Raw genomic sequence first — 19823 nt, forward strand, 5'->3', positions numbered from 1 at the left:
GGAGAGATATTCGTGATGGTTGATGCCGCTCTCATCAAAGAATGCAGCTATCCCGGCCTGAAGCCGGCGATCGTCGAACAGTTCATCGAGCGGGCAGGGGCACCGGATCCGCTCGCGGTCACGGTTCGCTCAGGCTACCGAGTGGTGCTCGTACCCGCGCCGAGGACAGCGGAGGAGGCGTTGGCGCTCATCCGAGACAACCTCGGCCGCAACACCGTTCGCGTCGGGATCACGCAATATCCTGCTGGGCTCGGCATCGTGGAGGCGGGCCAGATGAAGGCGGACCTGGTTGATGCTTGCGAGAACATGCGCATGGGCACGGCACTCTTCGCCAAGGTCTATCGGGTCGTCACCAAATGGTATGGCAACCCGACCGCCAAGGATGTCCTGCCACAGGTGTTCGATGACGCAATCATCGCCTGGCAGACGGGATACTTCGAGGGGACTGCTGTTTTTCGGGCGGCGGAGCCCGCGCATTCAACAATTGAGCCGGTCGACCAAGTCCCTGCGGACCAGATCGTTGAGGACGTCGAAAATCCGCGTCGAAATGATGAAAGCCAGAATTCCTCTGGAGCCAAACCTGGGAATGACCCGGACCGGGCGGGCATACGCGTCGATCTGTCCGGGATTGGTGACACCAGATAAACCGCTTTTGTGCCATGCACCCGCGACGTTACGACGAGTGTCACGATCCGGGCTGCTAAAGGACTACATATGGAAAATCGACATCCCTCGAAATTGTCCGTGTCGTTAACCGCCCTGCAAAGGGTGGCCAGCAAAACAGAGCTTGATAAGACAATATCCGATATCCGAGATCGCTATGAATTCGATCATCTGGTTTTTTTGCTGGTCCAGTCACCTGGTCACACAAACCTCTATCCGTTCCACTGCACAACATATCCGGAGGAATGGACGGTTCGGTATATCCAGAAGAACTATTTTGCGCTCGACCCAGTCCTCGATATTTGTCAGAGCGGTATTCTCCCTGTCGACTGGTCGCGACTTGATCGAAAGTCTCCAAAGACCAAGCAATTTTTCAAGGAAGCACGCGAATTTAGCATTGGATGGCACGGTTTTACTGTTCCGGTCAGAGGTCCCGGCGGACAGCGTAGCCTGTTTTCCGCAACGTCAAACTTACCAAGACAAGAATGGCTGAAACTATGTGCTTCGAGCAAACACGATCTTCAGCTTCTTTCGCATTACCTGCATGAGCAGGTTCTTACCGTGTCGGGTCTACGGATTACCAGTGCCTACCGAAAACTCTCCCGACGTGAACAGGAGTGCCTGCAACTGCTTGGGAGAGGTGTGGTCCCAAAACGCATCGCCTACAGTTTACAATTGTCTGAAAGTGCCGTGCGACTTTATCTTGGATCAGCCCGTCGCAAACTTGATGCCGCAACGATCTATCAAGCGATCGCAAGAGCGAGCTTTCTTGAAGTAATCCGTATCTAACCACACTGGATTGTACGTTCGCGGCCAGCAATCCCAGGCTGTTTGCGGCCTTAAAGTTGCAAGTCAATCTGTCGAAGTCAACAGATTGCAGTCAGCCGCACCGTCGATCAACTCTGTGCAATCACGTTCCGCCTCAGCTCAACCCTCTGGTTGATCCATGAATTTTGCCACTTCGAAAATGGAGCGGGGCGGCGCTTGTTTTGGACTCGGTGTCGAGGATCGCATCATGGTGAACAGCACGACCATAGAAGCATGGAAGAGGGCTCCGCGCCTCAACGCATTTGCAAGCTTTTTTGAGAGAACAGCCAGTGGGATCGATGGCGCTCCTCACATCGGAGCGCCGGAGCCTGAGGTGGATCTTTTGGCGCATGATCTTGACGCCATGGTATTCTGGGACACCCATAGACGTCTTTGGGGACATTTCGACAGCCACTATTTCGCAAGCATTCCATATCGTCTCGAAGAGGAATGCCGTCTGGCCACCGCGATTTTATCGTTCGGGCTTGAGACATGGGCGCGCATGGGCCGTGCCGCGACGATCTACACATTGGGTGCTGGTGCCGGGACGCTTGCACGCGCGCTGGCGAAGCTGGGTGACGGGCGCATCGAAACGATCAATTGCAGCCCCACAAACGGCAATCGCGTCTGTTTTTTTGCCAACAGAGGCAGCGACCACGCGAGCTTCTATCACGGTCCCTTCTTCGAACTGGACGATCAGCGGTATGCGGCCGATCATACGCTTCAGCCTTTCCGCGACGGATATGACATACTGCTTGAAGATACGACGTTCCAGATGTACGGGCGCGACAGGAAAAATCAGATCGGCTTCATAGCGCAACGGGTTCGGCATAACGGCATTTTGGTTCAGGTGCAGAAGCTTCTCCAATCAGACCCTGACGCCTATCGTGAGCGTGAGCATCAAAAGGATTCGGTCTTCAAGACGAGGTTTTTTGCACCAGACCAGATCATCGAGAAAAAGCGCGGTGTTCTGGATTTGATGTTTGATTTTCAGGTCGATCTGGAGACATCGCGATCTGCTCTGAAATCGTTCTTCCGCTACAGCGTCGTTACATGGAACAGCGGAAATTTTTACACGATTGTCTCATCCAACTCGAAGCAATCCATATCTACTTTGGTCACATCGATGACAAACCCGGCGGTACCCAAGGAGTTCTGTTACGAGCAACTGCCATTTATTCTGATCAATGACGAGAGTGACCCCATACCACCGGGCTGGTCCTGGCGGATGCCTCAGACCGTACGACGTGCAGTGTGAACGGTTGCGTCCTCGTTTGAAAGTTATGAAATGAGCCAAGAGCATTTCAGCGCTGAACAGCAATTCACGACTGCCGAACATGTGCGGCAAACACTCTCCGTCCTTATGCCCGAACTTGCACGGTTTTGGGCGCTTCCGCTCGCGGATTACGCATATACTGTCTACGATGATGTCGTGCGCGGCGAAAATGATATTCGCCAGCATGCGATGGCACGGCTACAAAAAACAATCGAGGCTGCGGCCATTAGGGCAGGTTTCTGCCAGATCGATGCACAAGATGCGAGCCGGCAGGTCGCGCAATTCCCTGTTATCCAGACCGGGCCGCATTGCCATTTGCTGATCGATCCAGATGCCTATTACACTCATGTGTTCAGCGCTCTCGGTCTTTCTGCCCATGCTCGCCGCTGGCACCTCTGTTACAGCTGCTCGACGGTAAAGTTCACGGAAAAGTCCAGAAAGGGCCCGGGGTGGCTGACCGTTGGTGACGAGTATGTGAATGTTTTCGGTCTATCCCGAAGCCGGATGGATCCCCACAGTGTTTGCGGGTTCAATGGGCCATATCGTTTTGAGTTGATAACATCCAATGGCGCCAACGCTTCAAGCGACGCGGTGACGCGGTTGAAGGCTGTTCTACCAGATGGTGTTTTTCCGTCTGCGGCGGAGGCGATCAAGGCCGCCAATCAAGACTTGTGGCAGAAAGCGTTTCCGGCCTCTCTCAGCGTGTTGCAACTTGACGATATCGATATTGCCGATCTCGTGGCCGACCATCTGGAAGATCAGGGATCATGGTTGTCGTCGCAGTTCATGGACACTTTCTCTTTCCCAAAGAGCATTTTGCGCGCGATTGAAAAATTGAACTCTGGGACGTGGGCAGGATGGGTTCGGCGAACGACCGATCTATTCTGGGGGCTTCAGGACGGCAGGATATTTCCTCTGCGCTTGGAGCGGGGTGTACTCTCAGGTGAATCTCGTTGGAAATTTGAAGTCTGCTTAGACCCTGAAAGCATTGCAACGGCGTTGCGTCAACGGAAACTCGTCCCGAACCTCCTGATGACGTTTCTCGTCACGTCAATGCTTCCCGGCGTTCGTGTCCTCGGAGGATGCCGCCAGACAGTATATTACCCCCTCATGCGGCATGTTGTTGCTACCGCGCTTGAATCCGCAGGTGACTTCAAAGTTCTTGAAGCGATGCGTGCCGATGTCATGCCAGGCATGTGGGGCCATCGTATCTTGCGTCCAAAGCATGGTAGTCCGCTCGTGGAGATAGAAGAGCAGGGATTTGCGGGGGGCACTGCTAAATATGCTGCCTGCTCTCTCATGGATAGTGCCGGAGATATGGTTAGTTTCACGAGCGATCCCATATGGGCGCAAATTTCAGCGGATATCAGTGATAACAAAATCCACCGTGGCTCCGTCGAATGGCAGTGGTCCTAGTTTTTGCGTGACCTGTTGGGCTGCAAGTTGGAAATCTTTGCAACGACAAACGCGTTCGGCGAAAAATGCCAAATCACGTTTGAAATTCCCACCTTGGCAAGGATGATTTATTTCCGGAGACCCTCATGGAAGTCGATCGATTGTTGATCAGGCGTATGTTTTCCGAAGATGTTGATGTTTTCCGGCGGATTCGGCTGGAAGCTCTTCGAAAGGAGCCGGCTTCTTTTGCCAGCCATGTCGAGGACTGGGAAAAACGATCGAACGAGGAATGGCGTCAAAGGCTGAACGATCCCGTCTTTGTCGCAATTGATCAGGGTCAGCCAGTCGGTATTATGGGACTACTGCGCTACCGTCCGAGAAAGATGAGGCATCGTGCCGAGCTTGTGATGGTCTACATACGTGGCAGCTTTCGCGGCACAGGTCTCGCTCGAAATCTTCTGGATGCTGTGCTGGATTTTGCGCGTAAAGAGGGGGTAGCGCAGATCGAACTCAGTGTCAGCGCCGAAAATCCAGCTGCTTTACGCTTCTACCGGCAGCATGGATTTCTAGAGATAGGTTGCAATCCCAGCGGATTTCTGGATGACGGTAGGGAAATTGCTGAGATACGCATGATGAGCTTGCTCGGGGGCCAATCTACGCATGTCCGTTGTGCAGATGGTCACGAGAATTTTTCCGATTAAATCCGACAGTTGGGAAGCCTGTTTCGGCTCCGAAGCGCTCTGATAGTGGGGGATGCATTCCAGTGGGAATACCCACTAATTGAAATAGAAAGCGTAGGCCGCGAAATTCCCTTCGAAGATGGTGGCGATTTGATTCCATTCATCGCTGCTCATAGCAGTGCCATCCTGCAGAAATGGAACAGCAGCCGGTCCTGTTACCCAGAGCACAAGATCTAGCGGCCTAGGATCCTCGAAAACTTTTGCAAGGTTAACGCCTTTGTCAAAGCGCCAGTGAGGAACAAGAATTTTCCCATCAAGGGCTGCTTCAAACTGCGAGAGCACTGCGAGCCATGCCTGAATGCGTTCAGGCGTGACGTCAAAGGACGGCAGGACACCGCTCTTTTGTTTTGGCCCCGGCAACCATTCATGATCGTCATCGGTCGCCCTGTCGATGAGTGCCCAGGTTTCTCGGTTAAGAACAATGACCTTTTTTAGGTGATCGCGCATTTCTCCCCACATGACCTTGTCAGCAACGGGCCAGCGGATCGTATGAACCAAGGTAACAAAGTCGGCGAGATCATCTGCCTGTGCCTTGTTGACGCCGAACATCGTAGGGTCTTCGGCGCCTTTTCCGTTGGCTTGCGACATAGTCGAGACAGCCCGCGGAAAGACAACGCCAAAGCTGCCGTTCCAGCTTTCGGAAAAATCATGGGAAAGCCACGCCTTGGCGACAGCCATCAGCAAATTGTCGTACCCTTGAAGCCATTTTGCGTCGGCGGTGTCAAAACCAACAATGAACGGGACAGCGTCGCCATTCTCGTCCTTATTCGAGACAAGACGTCCAATGTGGTCTTCCGACCCCACCTTCCCGTCGCCATTCCAATCAAAGTGCGCAATAGAGAGATCGATTTTCAACTTTGCAGGCTTGTCACCAACGGCCGCGAGAGCATTGTCGGCAGCACTCAGATCAGCGATGAAAGTCGCGAGAATGCCGCGAAATTGTTCGTATGTGATGGGTTCGGGATTGTCGTTTCTGGCAATTTCGCTCGAACCACCCCCAAGAAACATCTCATATCCATCGGACTTGGAACCAAAGCCATGACGGTAGAGCGATTGAGATAGCTTTTCGAACGCTCGCGCCGAGCGGACGTGACCTGCCACTGAGAATTTCCTCCAGATTCGATTATAGTCCGGCTCATCGAGGACGGACTTATGAAGAAGCAGAGATTTACGGAAGAGCAGATTATTGGTGTGCTGAAGGAGCAGGAGGCGGGCGTTAAGGCCGCTGATCTTTGCCGCAAGCACGGTATTTCCGAGGCGACCTTTTATAATTGGAAGGCCAAATACGGCGGCATGGAGGTGTCGGAGGCCAAGCGTCTGAAGGCGCTTGAGGACGAGAATGCAAAGCTGAAGAAGTTGTTGGCCGAGCAGATGCTGGATGTTGCCGCTCTTCGTGAGCTTCTTGGAAAAAAATGGTAGGGCCTGCCGCCAAGCGTGAAGCCGTCACGCATCTGAAGGTCACAATGGGGCTTTCGGAGCGGCGGGCCTGCCAGATCATATCTGCCGACCGCAAGACGGTCCGTTATCAATCCAGTCGACCACCTGAGTTAGAGCTGCGAGCGAAGTTGCGCGATCTGGCCAATGAGCGCCGCCGGTTCGGCTATCGTCGATTGTTCGTCTTGCTTCGACGAGACGGAGAGCCGTCTGGTATCAATCGCATCTACCGGCTCTATCGCGAGGAAGGTCTTTCCGTGCGCAAGCGGAAAGCGAGGCGTCGTGCTGTCGGTACGCGTGCGCCGATCCTCGTCGAAGCCAAGGCAAATGCCCGCTGGTCGCTGGATTTCGTCCACGACCAGTTCGCCTGCGGCAGACGCTTCCGTGTCCTCAATGTGGTCGACGATGTCACGCGCGAATGCCTGGCGGCGATCCCGGACACATCGATCTCCGGCCGCCGTGTCGCGCGAGAACTGACGACCCTTATCGAGCGACGGGGCAAGCCCGGCATGATTGTCTCAGACAATGGGACCGAACTAACCTCGAATGCCATCCTTGCCTGGTCGAAGGATCACAAGGTTGAGTGGCACTACATTGCGCCGGGAAGACCGATGCAAAACGGCTATGTCGAGAGTTTTAACGGCCGCATGCGCGACGAACTGCTCAATGAAAGTTTGTTCTTTGGTCTCGATCATGCCCACAGCACCATTGCGGAATGGGCCGACGACTACAACAACTTCCGGCCCCACTCATCGCTCGGATACCAGACCCCGGCGAACTATGCCGGGATCATCGCCGCAACCGGCTTCAACGCTAAGCAAAGTGGAAGCTTCGCGTTTCCGCCGGTTGCTCCCACCGCGCCATTTGGCGTATCAAAAACCGCTGAGGCTCTAATCGCAGCCGGATGAAACTTCAGTGGCAGGTCAGACGAGACCAAGCCCCAACTGTGCGTCAGCATTTTTGGTCGCTTTGGTAGCTAAAGCCAACATCTGCTCGTCAGCTTCACCGATGCGGCCATTGGCCAGATATTTTTGAAGCAGTTCAGTTACGGCACTTTCGGCGCGAGTTGTAGAGGGTAGGTTGAAACAGGAGAAGCTTGCCAAGATTATCAGGGAAATGAGTTTTTTCACGAAGATTTTCCGTCATTTATGACCTCTCCCCCAAAGGTTGGAGATACTCGTTGATGGTGTGAAAATACTTCTCCACTTTTTCCCCGATAGCTGGCCTAAGGATGCCAAAAAAATGGGAGAAGCTTGGTGTAAATCAACGGTGAGAGGTATCTGGCCAACAACATCAATTCTAAAAATGTTCTCGTTAACTTTTCGACTTCTTGAAGCGGACGCCTACTCCTTCTTCACTTATAAACTCGATCCCTGCATTCTTAAAAGCCGTTATAATACTCAAAATATTGTTGTTGATTGGTATGTGCGCACCTCGCTCAAAATCAGCGATTGTCTGACGAGAAACGTTCGATTCAGTAGCAAGCTGTGCTTGGCTCCAGCCCAACATAGCCCGCGCGCCACGGCATTGTTCAATTGTGAGGTTCTCGCTGGTCAAGGCAAACTTTCTGATTGACTTCTGTCATTTTGTAGGGAATAAACACCGCATAGCGAACGGTCTGATGCGTCGACATCTAACCGATCTCACCACTACCAAGCTGTATGGAGCTCGGATCATGACTGATTCCGATAATAGCAGAACTTTGTCTACCGTCACCCTGAGAGATTTCAACGCCTTTCTCGTGGGCATAGTCCTCTCAAATTGTAAGCGGGCCGCCAAAACAGACGTCTCGACAGACGTTTTTCGTGACGCGGTAGGAGCAATTGTACATCGTGGCACTCATGATCCGCAGCAGAATTCCAGCAAGTCACCTTTGCAAATGACGCGACATCTGACCTGTTGCTTTCCCATAAAGGGCTCGTCGCTGTCAGTGCCGAGATCCGGGAATACTTATCGTCAGGATCGCGGTTCAAGCGCGACTATTCCTCGCACACAAATCTGATCTTCCAGAACTTCCTCCGGCAAAAGATGCCGCTGTGGACGCAGTCCACCGCGCTGGCTCCGGCTACCGACAATTCAACAAAAGGGAACTCTTCAATGCAACCGGGAAATCAATTTCGTAAGCTTGTTTTGTCTGCGTTGGTGACATCTTTCACGCTTGGAAGCGTTCTATCCGCACAGGCGCAAGATGATCTCACGATCGCGACGTCTTACAAGTTGATGACGCTTGATCCACATTACGCAAACCTCAACGAGAACACTTCGCTTCTGTCGCATATTTTTGAGCGGCTGGTGTACCAGGATGAACAGCTGGCGCTGAAACCTGGTCTTGCCGTTTCATGGGTTATGACGTCCGATACGCAGTGGATGTTTAAGCTTCGGGGGGATGTTCACTTTCATGATGGCGCTCCATTTACAGCTGATGACGTTGTTTATTCGATCGAGCGTATCCGAGATTTCCTGCAATCACCGGGCGGCGGCTTTCGCTCTTACGTGAACGGTATCAAAGTTGTTTCAGCCCCCGATCCTCTGACCGTGGTGGTCGACACGAATGGCAGTGTTCCCAATCTACCCCTGATGTTCTCCTCGATTTTCGTGATGAAGCGACCTGCACAAGGGTTTCAGACAACGGAGGAACTCAACGCAAATCGCGCCCCGGTGGGTACAGGGCCTTATAAATTCGAGAGCTGGAGCTCCGGCGAGACGCTGAAACTCACAAGAAATGATGATTACTGGGGCGGTGAACCTGCATGGCCGACCGTGACTTTTCGGGTGATGGAAAGTCCTGCCGCACGCGTCGCGGCGCTGACGACCGGTGATGTCGATATAGCTGACGCTATCCCGGCACGCGACGTGGCGTCTCTGACGCAGCGTGGGCCGAAGATTGCCAGCGTTGGTGCTGCGCGTATTAATTTCTTGCAGTTCGACGTCGAGAAAGAGACGCTTCCCGGCGTGACCGATACATCCGGGGCGCCGATACCAAATCCGTTCAGGGACCCACAGGTGCGCCGCGCTCTTGGTCTGGCAACCGACCGTGGTGTTATGGTCGAAAAAATTCTTGCCGGTTACGGCACTGCTGCATCACAGGTCTTTCCCAACGGCTTGCCCGGAACATCGCAGAACCTGAAACCTGAGGCACCGGATTACGATGCAGCGAAAGCCCTCCTGGCAAAAGCTGGTTTTCCTGATGGTTTCAAGGTCGTGCTGGCAGGCCCAGCAGGCCGCTATCCTGGCGATGGCGAAAGCCTTCAGGCAATCGCCCAGAGCTGGGCGCGCATTGGAGTAAAGGTTCAGCCGACGACATCGCCGTTCTCTGTCTTCAACACCAAGCGGGCGGCTGGCGATTATGGCCTATGGTATGGTGGAACATCTGGGGAGGCAGTGGACGTTATACTTAGTTCGCTTCTAGCATCCCCGAACCCCAAGCTTGGTACCGGGGCCTTGAACTTCGGTCACTATCGTAATGCCGCTTTCGACGAGATGCTTGCAAAAGGAGAAAGCATACAGGATGGGCCTGAGCGTGACAAAGCGCTTGCCAGGGCAACCGAATTTGTGATGGCCGACCAGCCGATCATTCCGCTCTATCACTTCCACCACATTGTCGGTTATGGCCCGCGTGTTGCTTCCTACGTGATGCATCCCCGCGGATGGACGACCGCGATGCAAGCGCTTGCCGCGACGGAGTAGGAACATGGGTCTCATATCCGTTGTATCTGCACGGCTGTCACAGGCTTTGCTTTTGCTCTTCGCCATGTCGCTGATCGGTTTTATTGGCATTCACAGTGTTGGTAATCCGGTGTTCAATGTCGTCAACATCGAGACGGCAACGCCGGAGGATATCCGTCGTGCGACGATCGCTCTTGGACTGGATCAACCGATCTGGCACCAATATGGCGTTTTTCTTCGAAACGCCCTGAGCGGCAACTTCGGAACCTCATATATTTACCACCTGCCAGCCTTCGAACTGGTAATGAGCAAGCTGCCTGCGACGCTGGAACTGGCATGTGTGGCGATGGTAATTGCAGCAACGGCCGGAGTGGGTCTCGGTCTTCTGTCGGGACGAAACAACGGAACGATGTTAGATCGGACCATTCTGCGCGGCAGTGTTTTTGCGCTGAGCATCCCGTCATTCTGGCTGAGCATGATGCTCATCCTGATGGGTGCCATTCTCACGGGCTGGTTTCCAGCCGGGGGCCGGGGCGCAACGCTCAGCCTTTTCGGACGGGAGTGGAGCACGCTGACGATGGATGGAGTGTGGCATCTCGTCCTTCCGGTGCTGGCGCTTGCTATACCCAACATCGCCCTCATTGCACGCCTCACGCGCTCGGGCACAATCGAAGTCGAAACGCAGGATTTCACGCGGTTTTGCCGCGCCAAAGGGATTTCCCCACGACGAATCCTATTTCGCCACACCTTGCCGAACATCAGTGTTCCGATCGTCACAATCATCGGTCTGCAGTTTGGCGGCATGCTGGCTTTTGCCGTCGTGGTGGAATCGATCTTTTCATGGCCGGGTGTCGGCAAGCTGCTGATCGACTCCATCCAGTTGCTTGATCGGCCGGTTGTGATGGCAATGCTGACATTGATTGCTGTCGTATTCGTGGCGCTGAACGCGCTCGTTGATCTCTATTACGCCGTGCTCGATCCGCGCGTGCGTCTGTCCTCGTGAAAGTGACCAATATGAAAGCTCACATTCAAGCCCTGAACAAGCGTTTCAATATCCGTCCTTGGGGGTATGAGGTAAGCCTCTCGAAAATCCTGCTCGCAATGTTCGTTCTCGCGGCCATAGCAGCGCCTGTGATCGCGCCGCAAAACCCTTATGATCCGCTGCAGATATATGGGTGGGAAGCATCATCTCCCCCCGGCACTGTCGGCAGTGGCGGATATCTGTACCTGCTCGGCACGGATGGTCTTGGAAGGGATATCGCCAGCACCATACTCTATGGCTTACGGATCAGTTTGGTGGTGTCAGTTACAAGTGCTGCCATCGCGGCCCTGATCGGTCTTACGGCTGGTGTCAGCGCTGCGTATTTTGGCCGGTGGGTGGACGTCACTATTATGCGGCTTGTCGATCTGCAACTCAGCCTTCCGACGATTCTTGTTGCATTGATTGCCATCGTCACCCTTGGCCCCGGCATTGACCGCATCATTCTGGCGCTGGTGATCGCACAATGGGCGACCTATGCACGGCTGGCCCGCAGTGTGGCACTCAGCGAGACGAACAAACCCTATATGGATGCGGCACGGCTGCTGCGGTTACCAACCTCGCGGGTCATCTTCCGGCATCTCTTGCCAAACAGCATAGCACCAGCCGTGACCTTGATCCCGATCGAGGTGGGCCATGCAGTCGCACTTGAGGCTACACTGTCATTTCTTGGGCTTGGTGTTCCGATCGACAGGCCCTCGCTTGGCTCAACTGTCGCCAACGGCTTTCAGTATCTTCTGACTGGCCAGTATTGGATCAGCCTCTTTCCCGGTCTTGCTCTCTTCGGCCTGATCGCGAGCATCAACTTCGTCGGTGAGGATGATCGTCGCCGTCTCGATCCAGGGAGCTATTCAGTATGACAGTGACATTGGTAACATCCCCCCTGCTTCAGGTGCGCAATTTTGGTCTGGACCATGTGTCAGCGTCAGGTTCTTCCACGGTTCTGAATGATGTGAGTTTTGAACTCCGGCGGGGCGAAATACTCGGTATCATCGGAGAGTCCGGGGCCGGAAAGTCGACATTGGGAAATGCTGTGCTCGGCCTCCTGCCACCGGGAATGAAACAGGTGTCGGGAACGATCGAGCTCGATGGGACGTCCATCAATGCTGTTGGAGAACCGCGTGACACGATACGGCGGTGCAGGGTATCCGCTATTTTCCAGGATCATACCGCCTCGCTTGACCCGTTAATGTGTGTCGGTGCGCAGGTTGAGGAAACCATCCTCGCCCATGATATCTCCCTGTCGCGACGCGAGGCACGGAGCCGTGCTGTCGAGCTTTTGACGAAGGTCGGAATACCCGATCCGCAGCGACGGTACAGCCACTACCCGCATCAGTTTTCTGGCGGGCAAAGGCAGCGGGCAGTGAGCGCCATCGCCTTGGCCGGATCACCCGATATCATTATTGCCGACGAGCCGACCTCGGCTCTGGATGCCACTGTGCAGAAACAGATCCTCAAATTGCTGCGAACACTTGTCGATGAGACGGGGGTGTCGATCATACTGGTCACCCATGACATGGGCGTTGTATCTGAAGTCACAGATCGTGTTCTGGTAATGCGAAAGGGGCAGGTCATTGAACAGGATCACACCGCGATCATCCTGGATACCCCGACACACGACTATACAAGTAGCCTTCTCGCTGCCGTTCCACGGTTGCGGATTTTAGCCGACCGTACGAAGGCGCAAGACAACGTAAACAGACCGGCTGCGCAGGGAGAGAAAAGTGACACGTTTCTCGTTGCAGAAGGTATTTCCAAATCCTTCGCCTCGCGAGGCTTGTCATGGCCACAAGGGCGAGGGCAGGGTGCGTCGAGGTATGCCCTGAACGATGTCAGCCTAAACCTGCCGCGGGGCGAAATCACCGGCATCGTTGGCGAGAGCGGCAGTGGCAAGACGACGCTCGGCCGCATCCTAGCTGGACTGGAAACGGCATCCGCGGGAAGGATCACGCTCGGCGGACAGGCATTCGATGTGTCGAAATCCGGTCACCGCAGCGGACTGCTTGGTCGTGTGCAGATGATCTTTCAGGATCCGGCGATGTCGCTCAATCCGAGGAGAAGCATTGGCGAGACTTTACGCGAAAGCGTCCGTTTTGGTGGAGCCCGGCCAATCGAGGCAGGATCAAACGAGGCAGCCGCAATGATGGAGCGACTTGGCCTTTCCACCGGATTTCTTACCCGTTATCCGCATCAGCTGTCCGGCGGTCAGAAACAGCGTGTCTGCATAGCCCGGGCGCTGCTCGCAAAACCTCAGATCATCATCGCGGATGAACCGACGTCGGCGCTTGACGTGTCGGTACAGGCCGAAATCGTCAGCCTGTTGAAGGAAACGATCGCCGGGCAGGACATTACGATGGTCTTCATCTCCCATGATCTGGCCGTGGTGCAGCAGCTTTGCACCTCCGTCACCATCTTAAGGGATGGACGCGTGGCAGATAGTGGTTCCTGCGATCATGTGTTCTCGCAATCGGCAAATCCCTACACCCGCACCCTCATCGACGCCCGGCCGCGCCGGTTCGCGAACTGATGCTTTCCAGACATAAACGGCTCCTGCCGTTACAACAGGTGACATATGACTGACAGTTTCACATTGGCCGTCACTGGCCAGTCGCTCATCAAACACGACCTCCGCACTGTGGGAGCGCCAGAGTTTCTGGCAGTTCAGACCCTGCTTCGGCAGGCGGATCTTTCCTTCACAAACTTCGAGGGGACGATCCTTGGAAACCATGGAGGTTGGCCACTCAAAGGTTCCTTTTTCGGCTGTAGTGAACCTTTCGTTCTGGACGCCCTTCGCGATACAGGTTTTGGGGCTTTGTCGCTGTCGAACAACCATGCATTCGACCTTGGACCGTCCGGCGTTCTTTCTACTCTTGAAGAGGTCGAAAAACGCGGATTCCTGCATGGGGGTCTTGGTCGCAATCATGCAGAGGCATCCCGGGCGGCCCGAGGAATGGTCGGGCAAAAGCGTGTGGCGATGGTTGCCATGGATGGTGGGCCTGGTCCCGACTTTATGTATGCCGCCGATCCAGGTGAAGACCGGCCTGAACGGCCAGGTGTCAACCGGCTGCGGTTGTCGCAGGTGATCGAGGTCGATGATCCCTCCTTTGACCAGCTTCGCGCTATCAGGGAGAAGGTTGGCTACACTGCCATAGATCTGACCAATGATAGCCAGCCGGATGACCCGCCCTTAATCCATCCGCAGGACGAGTTGGCGATCGGGCGAGCCATCTTCAAAAAATCCGGCAGCTTTGGCAGGAATGTCAGGATCGATGGCCGTGACATCGAGCGCAATCTGCAGGCGATTGCAGCCGCCGCCAGTGACGGTGACCTGGTTGTTGCCTATCTTCACCATCACCACTGGGCATCCGACTGGTATCAGGTGCCCGACTGGGTTGGCGCTGTTGCAAGGCATTGCATCGACGCTGGCGCTGCGATGTTCGTCAGCCATGGCGCGCCTGTGCTGCAACCGGTTGAAATCTACCGTCGGCGGCCGATTTTCTATAGCCTTGGCAATTTTATCTTCCACGTCCGGTCGGAGAAATCCGCATGGCATGCGCCAGAGGTTTGGGAGAGTGTGGTCGGGATCTGCGCTTACAGCCACGACAATACTCTCATCGACATCCATTTTCATCCCGTCATCATAGGTGGAGACAAAGGCTTGCAGGATGGCAAGCTGGAGCAAAGACTGGTTCCATATCTTGTTGCCGGTGAGAGCGCGGATCGAATACTTCGACGGTTCAAGACACAATCAGAAAAGCTTGGCGCCCAAATCGAACTGGTTGACGGGGTAGGGGTGTTGCGTTTGTGAGGCTGCGAACATGCCTTGCACAACCGATATGTATTCGTAAGTTTGAAATGTTGATAATGGGGTTATTTACGATGCGGCACAGTTTTACTACCATCAGGGAGGAGCTTGTTGAGCGGTTCTTTCGATACGTCGCCATCGAGAGTCAAAGTGATGCCAGCTCGACGCATCTGCCATCAACGTCGGGTCAACTGGAACTCGCTCAACTGCTGGCCAAGGAACTCGAAGACCTTGGTCTGGACGATGTTATAGTCGACAACCATGCCATCGTTACGGCGACAAAGCGTGGCAATTGCCCGGGCGTTCCCCGCATCGGGTTTATTGCGCATCTCGATACGGTTGATGTGGGACTGTCTGCTATCATCTCACCGCAGATCAAACGCTTTGATGGTTCTGATATTTGTCTTCATGACGAAAAAGATATCTGGCTTCGTGTTGAAGATCACCCCGAAATCGTCGCATGGCAGGATCAGGATATTATTGTCGGCGACGGAACGAGTGTGCTCGGTGCGGATAACAAGGCGGCAATCTCCGTCATCATGACGCTTATCGCGCGTCTCGACCCGACTCAGATCCATGGCGATATTATCGTCGCATTTGTGCCCGATGAGGAGATCGGCTTGCGGGGGGCAAAGGCGCTCGATCTAGAGCGGTTTCCTTGCGACTTCGCCTACACTATCGATTGCTGCGAACTGGGTGAAGTCGTTGTTGAGAATTTCAATGCCGCCTCCGGGGAAATCGTTTTTACCGGTGTCAGCGCGCATCCGATGTCTGCAAAGGGTGTTTTGGTCAATCCGCTTCTCATGGCGATCGACTTCATCGCGCATTTCGACCGCAAGGATACACCCGAGTGCACACAACACCGCGAAGGCTATTTCTGGTTCAAGGATCTTTGCGCCAATGATAGCGAAGCTCGTCTCAAGGTCATGATACGCGACTTCGACAAGGATGAATTCGAAGAACGCAAAAAGCGGATCGGTGAGGTCGCTGACCTGATCAGATCGCTCTATCCTAATGGAATAGTAAAACACAATGTCACCGATACATATCGCAACATAGGCGATTATCTTGCGGACGATAACCGTGCATCTGTGCTGCTGTTCAATGCGCTCGAAAAACTAGAAATCGACAAGAGACTCATTCCGATGCGTGGTGGAACAGACGGGGCAGAGCTGTCTGCCCGGGGATTGCCAACACCAAATTTCTTTACGGGCGCGTATAATTTCCATTCGCGTTTCGAATTCCTGCCCATTCCTGCTTTCGAAAAATCTTATGAAACCGCTCTGATGCTGTGTCGCCTCGCGACAGAGCACGGAAGTGCCACTCGGGGCCAAAGATGAAATTATCTTGCAAAGTATGAGACGTTTCACATTGTAGAATCAGTGACGAAATAAAAACAACCGGAACTCTTACGCGTGGGAATCAAAGGTCGGCGTTTTGTATGACCTAATGTCAGTTCATTTGTTTGCGTCTGGGTCCACTGATGATCAGCCTCGACATGTGATGGACGCTCAAAGCAAATGCAGATTGCGGAAGAATCCAAGAAAAATCCCGGGGAGGGATCGAATGAAATCCGATATTTTGATGCAACAAGCTGAGCTTATTAGACCCGTTGTAGGGCTCACGCGTGGACTTTCAGTGACCGATCTAGAGATACTGACAGTCGATGCTATCCGCACCCACCGGATTTTGGTCGACAAAGCCGACAAACTTTTCCAAGCTTTGCCGGACGACTATAAGACGGGGAAAACGGTTGGGGGCAGTCAGCATCTTTGTTCGATTGAGGCAAGCATTGCGATGCATGCGCAGCAGAGTGTCGTCAACACGTTGATCATTATTCTTGGCTATATTCCGGACGTATCTCTGAATTAAGATTCAGATTAATTCTAGCCGGATTGCAAGTGCCAGCAGATGCGTTGTCGTGTGCACGTTAAATCGCTTCTTGGTCTCTGCAAGCTTTACGCGCACCGTGTTGTATTTGACCCCTTCTAGTGTCGCCACTTCTTCCATCGATTTGCCGACAGCAATCCATCTGAGGTAAGTCGCCTCTTTGGGTTCTAGATATGCCTCGGTCTCGCTTGTGGGCTTCGCTTTAAGACAAGTAATTCTGGCATGAAGTTGTGCGACCGCTGATGCAGCGGCGATCGCATCGATCTCCTGGTCATAAAGGAGTGACGGCCTCTCAGAGGCCATGGTAAACATTGATATCGCCCCATTTGCTGTTCTAACGGGAACGGTGAGGCCCGATCGGATCCCGAACTCAGCTGCAGATGCGAAAAACGACCGTTCGGCCTTCGAAAGCCGCAGCATTTCCTGTTCCCCACCCCAAGTAAAAGCGCGCTTCACGGATTTAGCCCGCTTTATGACTGGGTCGATCGACACATACTTCCGCTTGAAATAGGCTGATTGCCAATCTGGATGATAGCTCGACAAGGCCAGGGTATGGCTAGGCTGGATGTTGAGATAGGCGTATCCACTGAAACCGCTCAGTTCAGCAAGTTGGTTCAGAGCGTCTTCAATTTTTCCCTGATCGAGTTCGAGTGCGGTGAGATCTGTCAGCTTGTCAATCCATTGCTGCATTGTGTGCTCTCTTTGAACGCCTCGGCGGCTCCGTTTCATCGATAAACAATAACTACAATTATAAACCATAAATTGTTGTGAAATTGTATTCTGTGTCAACGGTTGAAAAGAAGAGGCTGCCGTTGCTGCGTGAAACTGGCAAACAATTTCTTGTGAAGTCGGTCGGGTGACGCTGTTCCTTCGTGCGGATGCCCCGGGGTTCCCTAGCGCACTAACCGCCATACTTTGTACGGCTTTACGTCAAAAACAACACTTCCAAAATGAGCCGTTAGTTCCATAATGTTTGTTATGCAATCATTGTATGTAGCGCCCATTTAGTAATGCAACAGTTGGGCCGGATAGAAATGCGACACTCTCCTCGCACGACGACGCTGGTCAATATCAACGTTGGGAGCAAGGATGCGCGGCAATGTTCAGCCTGACTGCGGTCAGAAGCGTTCGGAGTCGTCATGTCCTTTTTGATCACCATGTCGCAGAAAGAATTGTATCGCCTCGAAGTCATCCAGAAGATCAATGATCGGCGTCTTAGCGTCGTCCAGGCCGCCGGTGTGTTGGGCATCAGCCGAAGCCAGATGCACCGGTTAGTGAAGACATACGAGAATGACGGCACGCCAGGTCTCGTCTCGAAGAAACGCCAGCAACCAAGCAACCGGCGTCACAGCGACGATTTCCGCAACGCGGTTCTTGATCTAGTCAGAGCGCGCTATGTTGATTTCGGCCCCACGTTGGCGCGCGAGAAGCTGATTGAACTTCACCAACTGGCGATCGGCAAGGAAACGTTACGCCAATGGATGACTGATGCGGGCATCTGGATCTCACGGAAAGAACGCAAGAAGCGAGTTTATCAACCACGCGGCCGGCGTGATTGTTTTGGCGAGCTCGTGCAGATCGATGGATCCCATCACAGGTGGTTCGAGAACCGCGGCCCAAAATGCGCCCTGCTCGTCTACATCGATGACGCCACCGGAAAGCTATTGCACCTGCGCTTTGCCGGATCTGAGAACACATTCGACTATCTGCATGCGACAAAAGCTTATTTGCAACAATGGGGTAAACCGCTTGCTTTCTACAGCGACAAGCATGGTGTGTTTCGTTCTACGCATGCTTCGCAGAAAGATCGGACCAGTGGTTTGACGCAGTTTGGACGCGCACTCTATGAGCTGAACATAGACATCATCTGCGCCAATACCCCACAGGCCAAGGGCCGGGTTGAACGGGCCAATCAGACCCTGCAGGATCGACTGGTTAAGGAGCTGCGGCTCCGCGGTATCGACACGATAGAGGCTGCCAATAATTATGCTCCAGAATTCATTGTCGATTTCAACGCGCGTTTCGGCAAGCCACCACGTAATCCGAAAGATATGCACCGTCCCCTCGCCGCCCATGAGAACCTTGACGGTGCGATGTGCCGCGAGGAAGTCCGCACCCTGTCGCAATCACTGACGTTGCGCTACGACAAGGTGATATTCATCCTCGATCCTACGGAACATGCAACGGCGCTCGCAGGCCAGAAAGTCATTGTGTGCGACTATCCGGATGGCCGGCTCGAGATCATGCATGAGAGCTTCACCCTACCCTATAGAACGTTCGACACGTTGCGATCGGTTCATCGATCGCCTGTGGTTGAGAACAAGCGACTGGATGACATGCTGTCACTCGTTGCCGAGATTCAGCAAGACCGCGACCTACAGCGCAGCAAGCGTGGTCCACGGCGAACCGGACAGACCAACAGTATGTTTGAGATTCCAGACGGTAGCCAAAGCAACGGTTATCAAAAGCGCGGACGCAAACCCGGTCGGCGGACAGATTTCATGAACGATCCGGAGGTGATCGCGAAACGACAAAAGGCGCTCGCGCGAATGGAAGCAGCTGAATGAAGGCAGCTTTTGCCCTGCCCCACCACCACTCATAATTTCTGGATTGCTTTGTCGATCTGCAACAGTAGTGTCATCAGTGTGTTGTGTTAGATTTCTTTGCTCTTCCGAGCCTTTGTTCTTCTTAGTCAAAGGGAGCCTTCCGATGAAGTGCCTGCGCATCTACGTTACGCCAGACGGCGAGTCTCATTTTGAAGAGATAGATTTACCGACGACGAAACGGCCGGTTCATCCTGATGCCGAACCCTTCGATGTCACAGCCAGTTACTCAGCCTCCCGCGTGCGCATTACGCATATTCCTGCCGGGATGCGAGAAGTGACATGGCATACGGTTCCGGAACCGGTGCTGACCGTTAGGCTTGACGGTTCTGTGGAGTATGAGACCAGCGATGGTGAGGTGCGTCACGTCGGGGCGGGCAGTTTCGTGCTCATTGAAGACACATACGGAAGAGGCCACCTGTCGCGGCACTCACCGGAGGCCCAGACAGTCATTTGGGTTTCATTGCCGAACGGCCTTGAACTACCGTCTGCAGAATGACTGCTA

19 protein-coding genes are annotated in these 19823 nt (G+C 53.8%); 15 read left to right on the forward strand and 4 right to left on the reverse strand.

The window, feature by feature from the left end; all coding sequences use genetic code 11:
• Positions 1 to 15: 15 nt before the first annotated feature.
• The 5 genes from RMR21_RS24325 (at position 16) to RMR21_RS24345 (ending at position 4842) form a co-directional block, all read left to right on the forward strand.
• The gene (locus tag RMR21_RS24325) at positions 16 to 645 is read left to right on the forward strand and encodes a TraH family protein (RefSeq protein WP_498672282.1); all 630 of its coding nucleotides are present in this window, start codon (positions 16 to 18) and stop codon (positions 643 to 645) included.
• A 69-nt stretch (positions 646 to 714) separates the two neighbouring features.
• Positions 715 to 1452 (forward strand): helix-turn-helix transcriptional regulator, encoded by a 738-nt coding sequence (locus RMR21_RS24330; RefSeq protein ID WP_498672284.1) that lies wholly within the window; start codon positions 715 to 717, stop codon positions 1450 to 1452.
• A 226-nt stretch (positions 1453 to 1678) separates the two neighbouring features.
• Positions 1679 to 2728 (forward strand): class I SAM-dependent methyltransferase, encoded by a 1050-nt coding sequence (locus tag RMR21_RS24335; protein ID WP_498672285.1) that lies wholly within the window; start codon positions 1679 to 1681, stop codon positions 2726 to 2728.
• Positions 2729 to 2758: 30 nt separating this feature from the next.
• Positions 2759 to 4162, forward strand: a complete 1404-nt coding sequence (locus tag RMR21_RS24340; RefSeq protein WP_498672287.1) for a hypothetical protein — start codon at positions 2759 to 2761, stop codon at positions 4160 to 4162.
• Between the two features lie 125 nt (positions 4163 to 4287).
• Positions 4288 to 4842 (forward strand): GNAT family N-acetyltransferase, encoded by a 555-nt coding sequence (locus RMR21_RS24345; protein ID WP_498672290.1) that lies wholly within the window; start codon positions 4288 to 4290, stop codon positions 4840 to 4842.
• Between the two features lie 75 nt (positions 4843 to 4917).
• Here RMR21_RS24345 and RMR21_RS24350 read toward each other — a convergent pair whose 3' ends face one another.
• Complete coding sequence (locus RMR21_RS24350; protein WP_498672291.1) at positions 4918 to 5889, reverse strand: hypothetical protein; 972 nt, start codon at positions 5887 to 5889, stop codon at positions 4918 to 4920.
• A gap of 144 nt (positions 5890 to 6033) precedes the next feature.
• On the opposite strand from RMR21_RS24350, the gene RMR21_RS24355 reads away from it, so the two are divergent.
• Positions 6034 to 7223 (forward strand): IS3 family transposase gene (locus RMR21_RS24355; protein WP_498672293.1). Its coding sequence is split into 2 segments (ribosomal slippage): positions 6034 to 6286 and positions 6286 to 7223, totalling 1191 coding nucleotides; the frame shifts between segments, so codons are not numbered across the junction.
• A 15-nt stretch (positions 7224 to 7238) separates the two neighbouring features.
• Here RMR21_RS24355 and RMR21_RS24360 read toward each other — a convergent pair.
• Both RMR21_RS24360 and RMR21_RS24365 read right to left on the reverse strand, forming a co-directional pair.
• Positions 7239 to 7445 carry a hypothetical protein gene (locus RMR21_RS24360; protein ID WP_498672295.1) on the reverse strand — a complete coding sequence of 69 codons (207 nt, stop codon included), beginning with the start codon at positions 7443 to 7445 and terminating at the stop codon, positions 7239 to 7241.
• A gap of 184 nt (positions 7446 to 7629) precedes the next feature.
• Complete coding sequence (locus tag RMR21_RS24365; RefSeq protein WP_498672669.1) at positions 7630 to 7824, reverse strand: helix-turn-helix transcriptional regulator; 195 nt, start codon at positions 7822 to 7824, stop codon at positions 7630 to 7632.
• 588 nt (positions 7825 to 8412) lie between these two features.
• Between RMR21_RS24365 and RMR21_RS24370 the strand changes: the two genes are divergently transcribed.
• The 7 genes from RMR21_RS24370 (at position 8413) to RMR21_RS24400 (ending at position 16697) form a co-directional block, all read left to right on the forward strand.
• Positions 8413 to 10002 (forward strand): ABC transporter substrate-binding protein, encoded by a 1590-nt coding sequence (locus RMR21_RS24370; RefSeq protein WP_498672297.1) that lies wholly within the window; start codon positions 8413 to 8415, stop codon positions 10000 to 10002.
• A gap of 4 nt (positions 10003 to 10006) precedes the next feature.
• Positions 10007 to 10984 (forward strand): ABC transporter permease, encoded by a 978-nt coding sequence (locus RMR21_RS24375; RefSeq protein ID WP_498672298.1) that lies wholly within the window; start codon positions 10007 to 10009, stop codon positions 10982 to 10984.
• A gap of 11 nt (positions 10985 to 10995) precedes the next feature.
• Entirely contained in the window at positions 10996 to 11880 is an 885-nt protein-coding gene (locus RMR21_RS24380) for an ABC transporter permease (protein WP_498672300.1), read from the forward strand.
• A complete protein-coding gene (locus RMR21_RS24385) occupies positions 11877 to 13547 on the forward strand; it encodes a dipeptide ABC transporter ATP-binding protein (protein WP_498672302.1) in 1671 nt (556 codons plus the stop codon). The genes RMR21_RS24380 and RMR21_RS24385 overlap by 4 nt, the downstream gene beginning before the upstream one ends.
• 45 nt (positions 13548 to 13592) lie before the next feature.
• Entirely contained in the window at positions 13593 to 14828 is a 1236-nt protein-coding gene (locus RMR21_RS24390) for a CapA family protein (RefSeq protein WP_498672304.1), read from the forward strand.
• A gap of 71 nt (positions 14829 to 14899) precedes the next feature.
• The gene (pepT, locus tag RMR21_RS24395; RefSeq protein WP_498672306.1) at positions 14900 to 16165 is read left to right on the forward strand and encodes a peptidase T; all 1266 of its coding nucleotides are present in this window, start codon (positions 14900 to 14902) and stop codon (positions 16163 to 16165) included.
• A gap of 226 nt (positions 16166 to 16391) precedes the next feature.
• Positions 16392 to 16697 carry a transcriptional repressor TraM gene (locus RMR21_RS24400; protein ID WP_498672307.1) on the forward strand — a complete coding sequence of 102 codons (306 nt, stop codon included), beginning with the start codon at positions 16392 to 16394 and terminating at the stop codon, positions 16695 to 16697.
• Between the two features lie 3 nt (positions 16698 to 16700).
• Here the strand turns inward: RMR21_RS24400 and traR are convergent, their stop codons facing one another.
• The gene (gene traR, locus RMR21_RS24405; RefSeq protein WP_498672309.1) at positions 16701 to 17405 is read right to left on the reverse strand and encodes an autoinducer-binding transcriptional regulator TraR; all 705 of its coding nucleotides are present in this window, start codon (positions 17403 to 17405) and stop codon (positions 16701 to 16703) included.
• A 449-nt stretch (positions 17406 to 17854) separates the two neighbouring features.
• Here traR and RMR21_RS24410 point away from each other — a divergent pair, with 449 nt between their 5' ends.
• Positions 17855 to 19282: an ISNCY family transposase gene (locus RMR21_RS24410; protein ID WP_498672312.1), complete on the forward strand. Its 1428-nt coding sequence runs from the start codon at positions 17855 to 17857 to the stop codon at positions 19280 to 19282.
• 142 nt (positions 19283 to 19424) lie between these two features.
• A complete protein-coding gene (locus tag RMR21_RS24415) occupies positions 19425 to 19817 on the forward strand; it encodes a cupin domain-containing protein (protein ID WP_498672313.1) in 393 nt (130 codons plus the stop codon).
• Positions 19818 to 19823 lie beyond the last annotated feature (6 nt).

The sequence above is a fragment of the Agrobacterium sp. rho-8.1 genome (assembly GCF_033957725.1).
Classification (GTDB): Bacteria; Pseudomonadota; Alphaproteobacteria; order Rhizobiales; family Rhizobiaceae; genus Agrobacterium.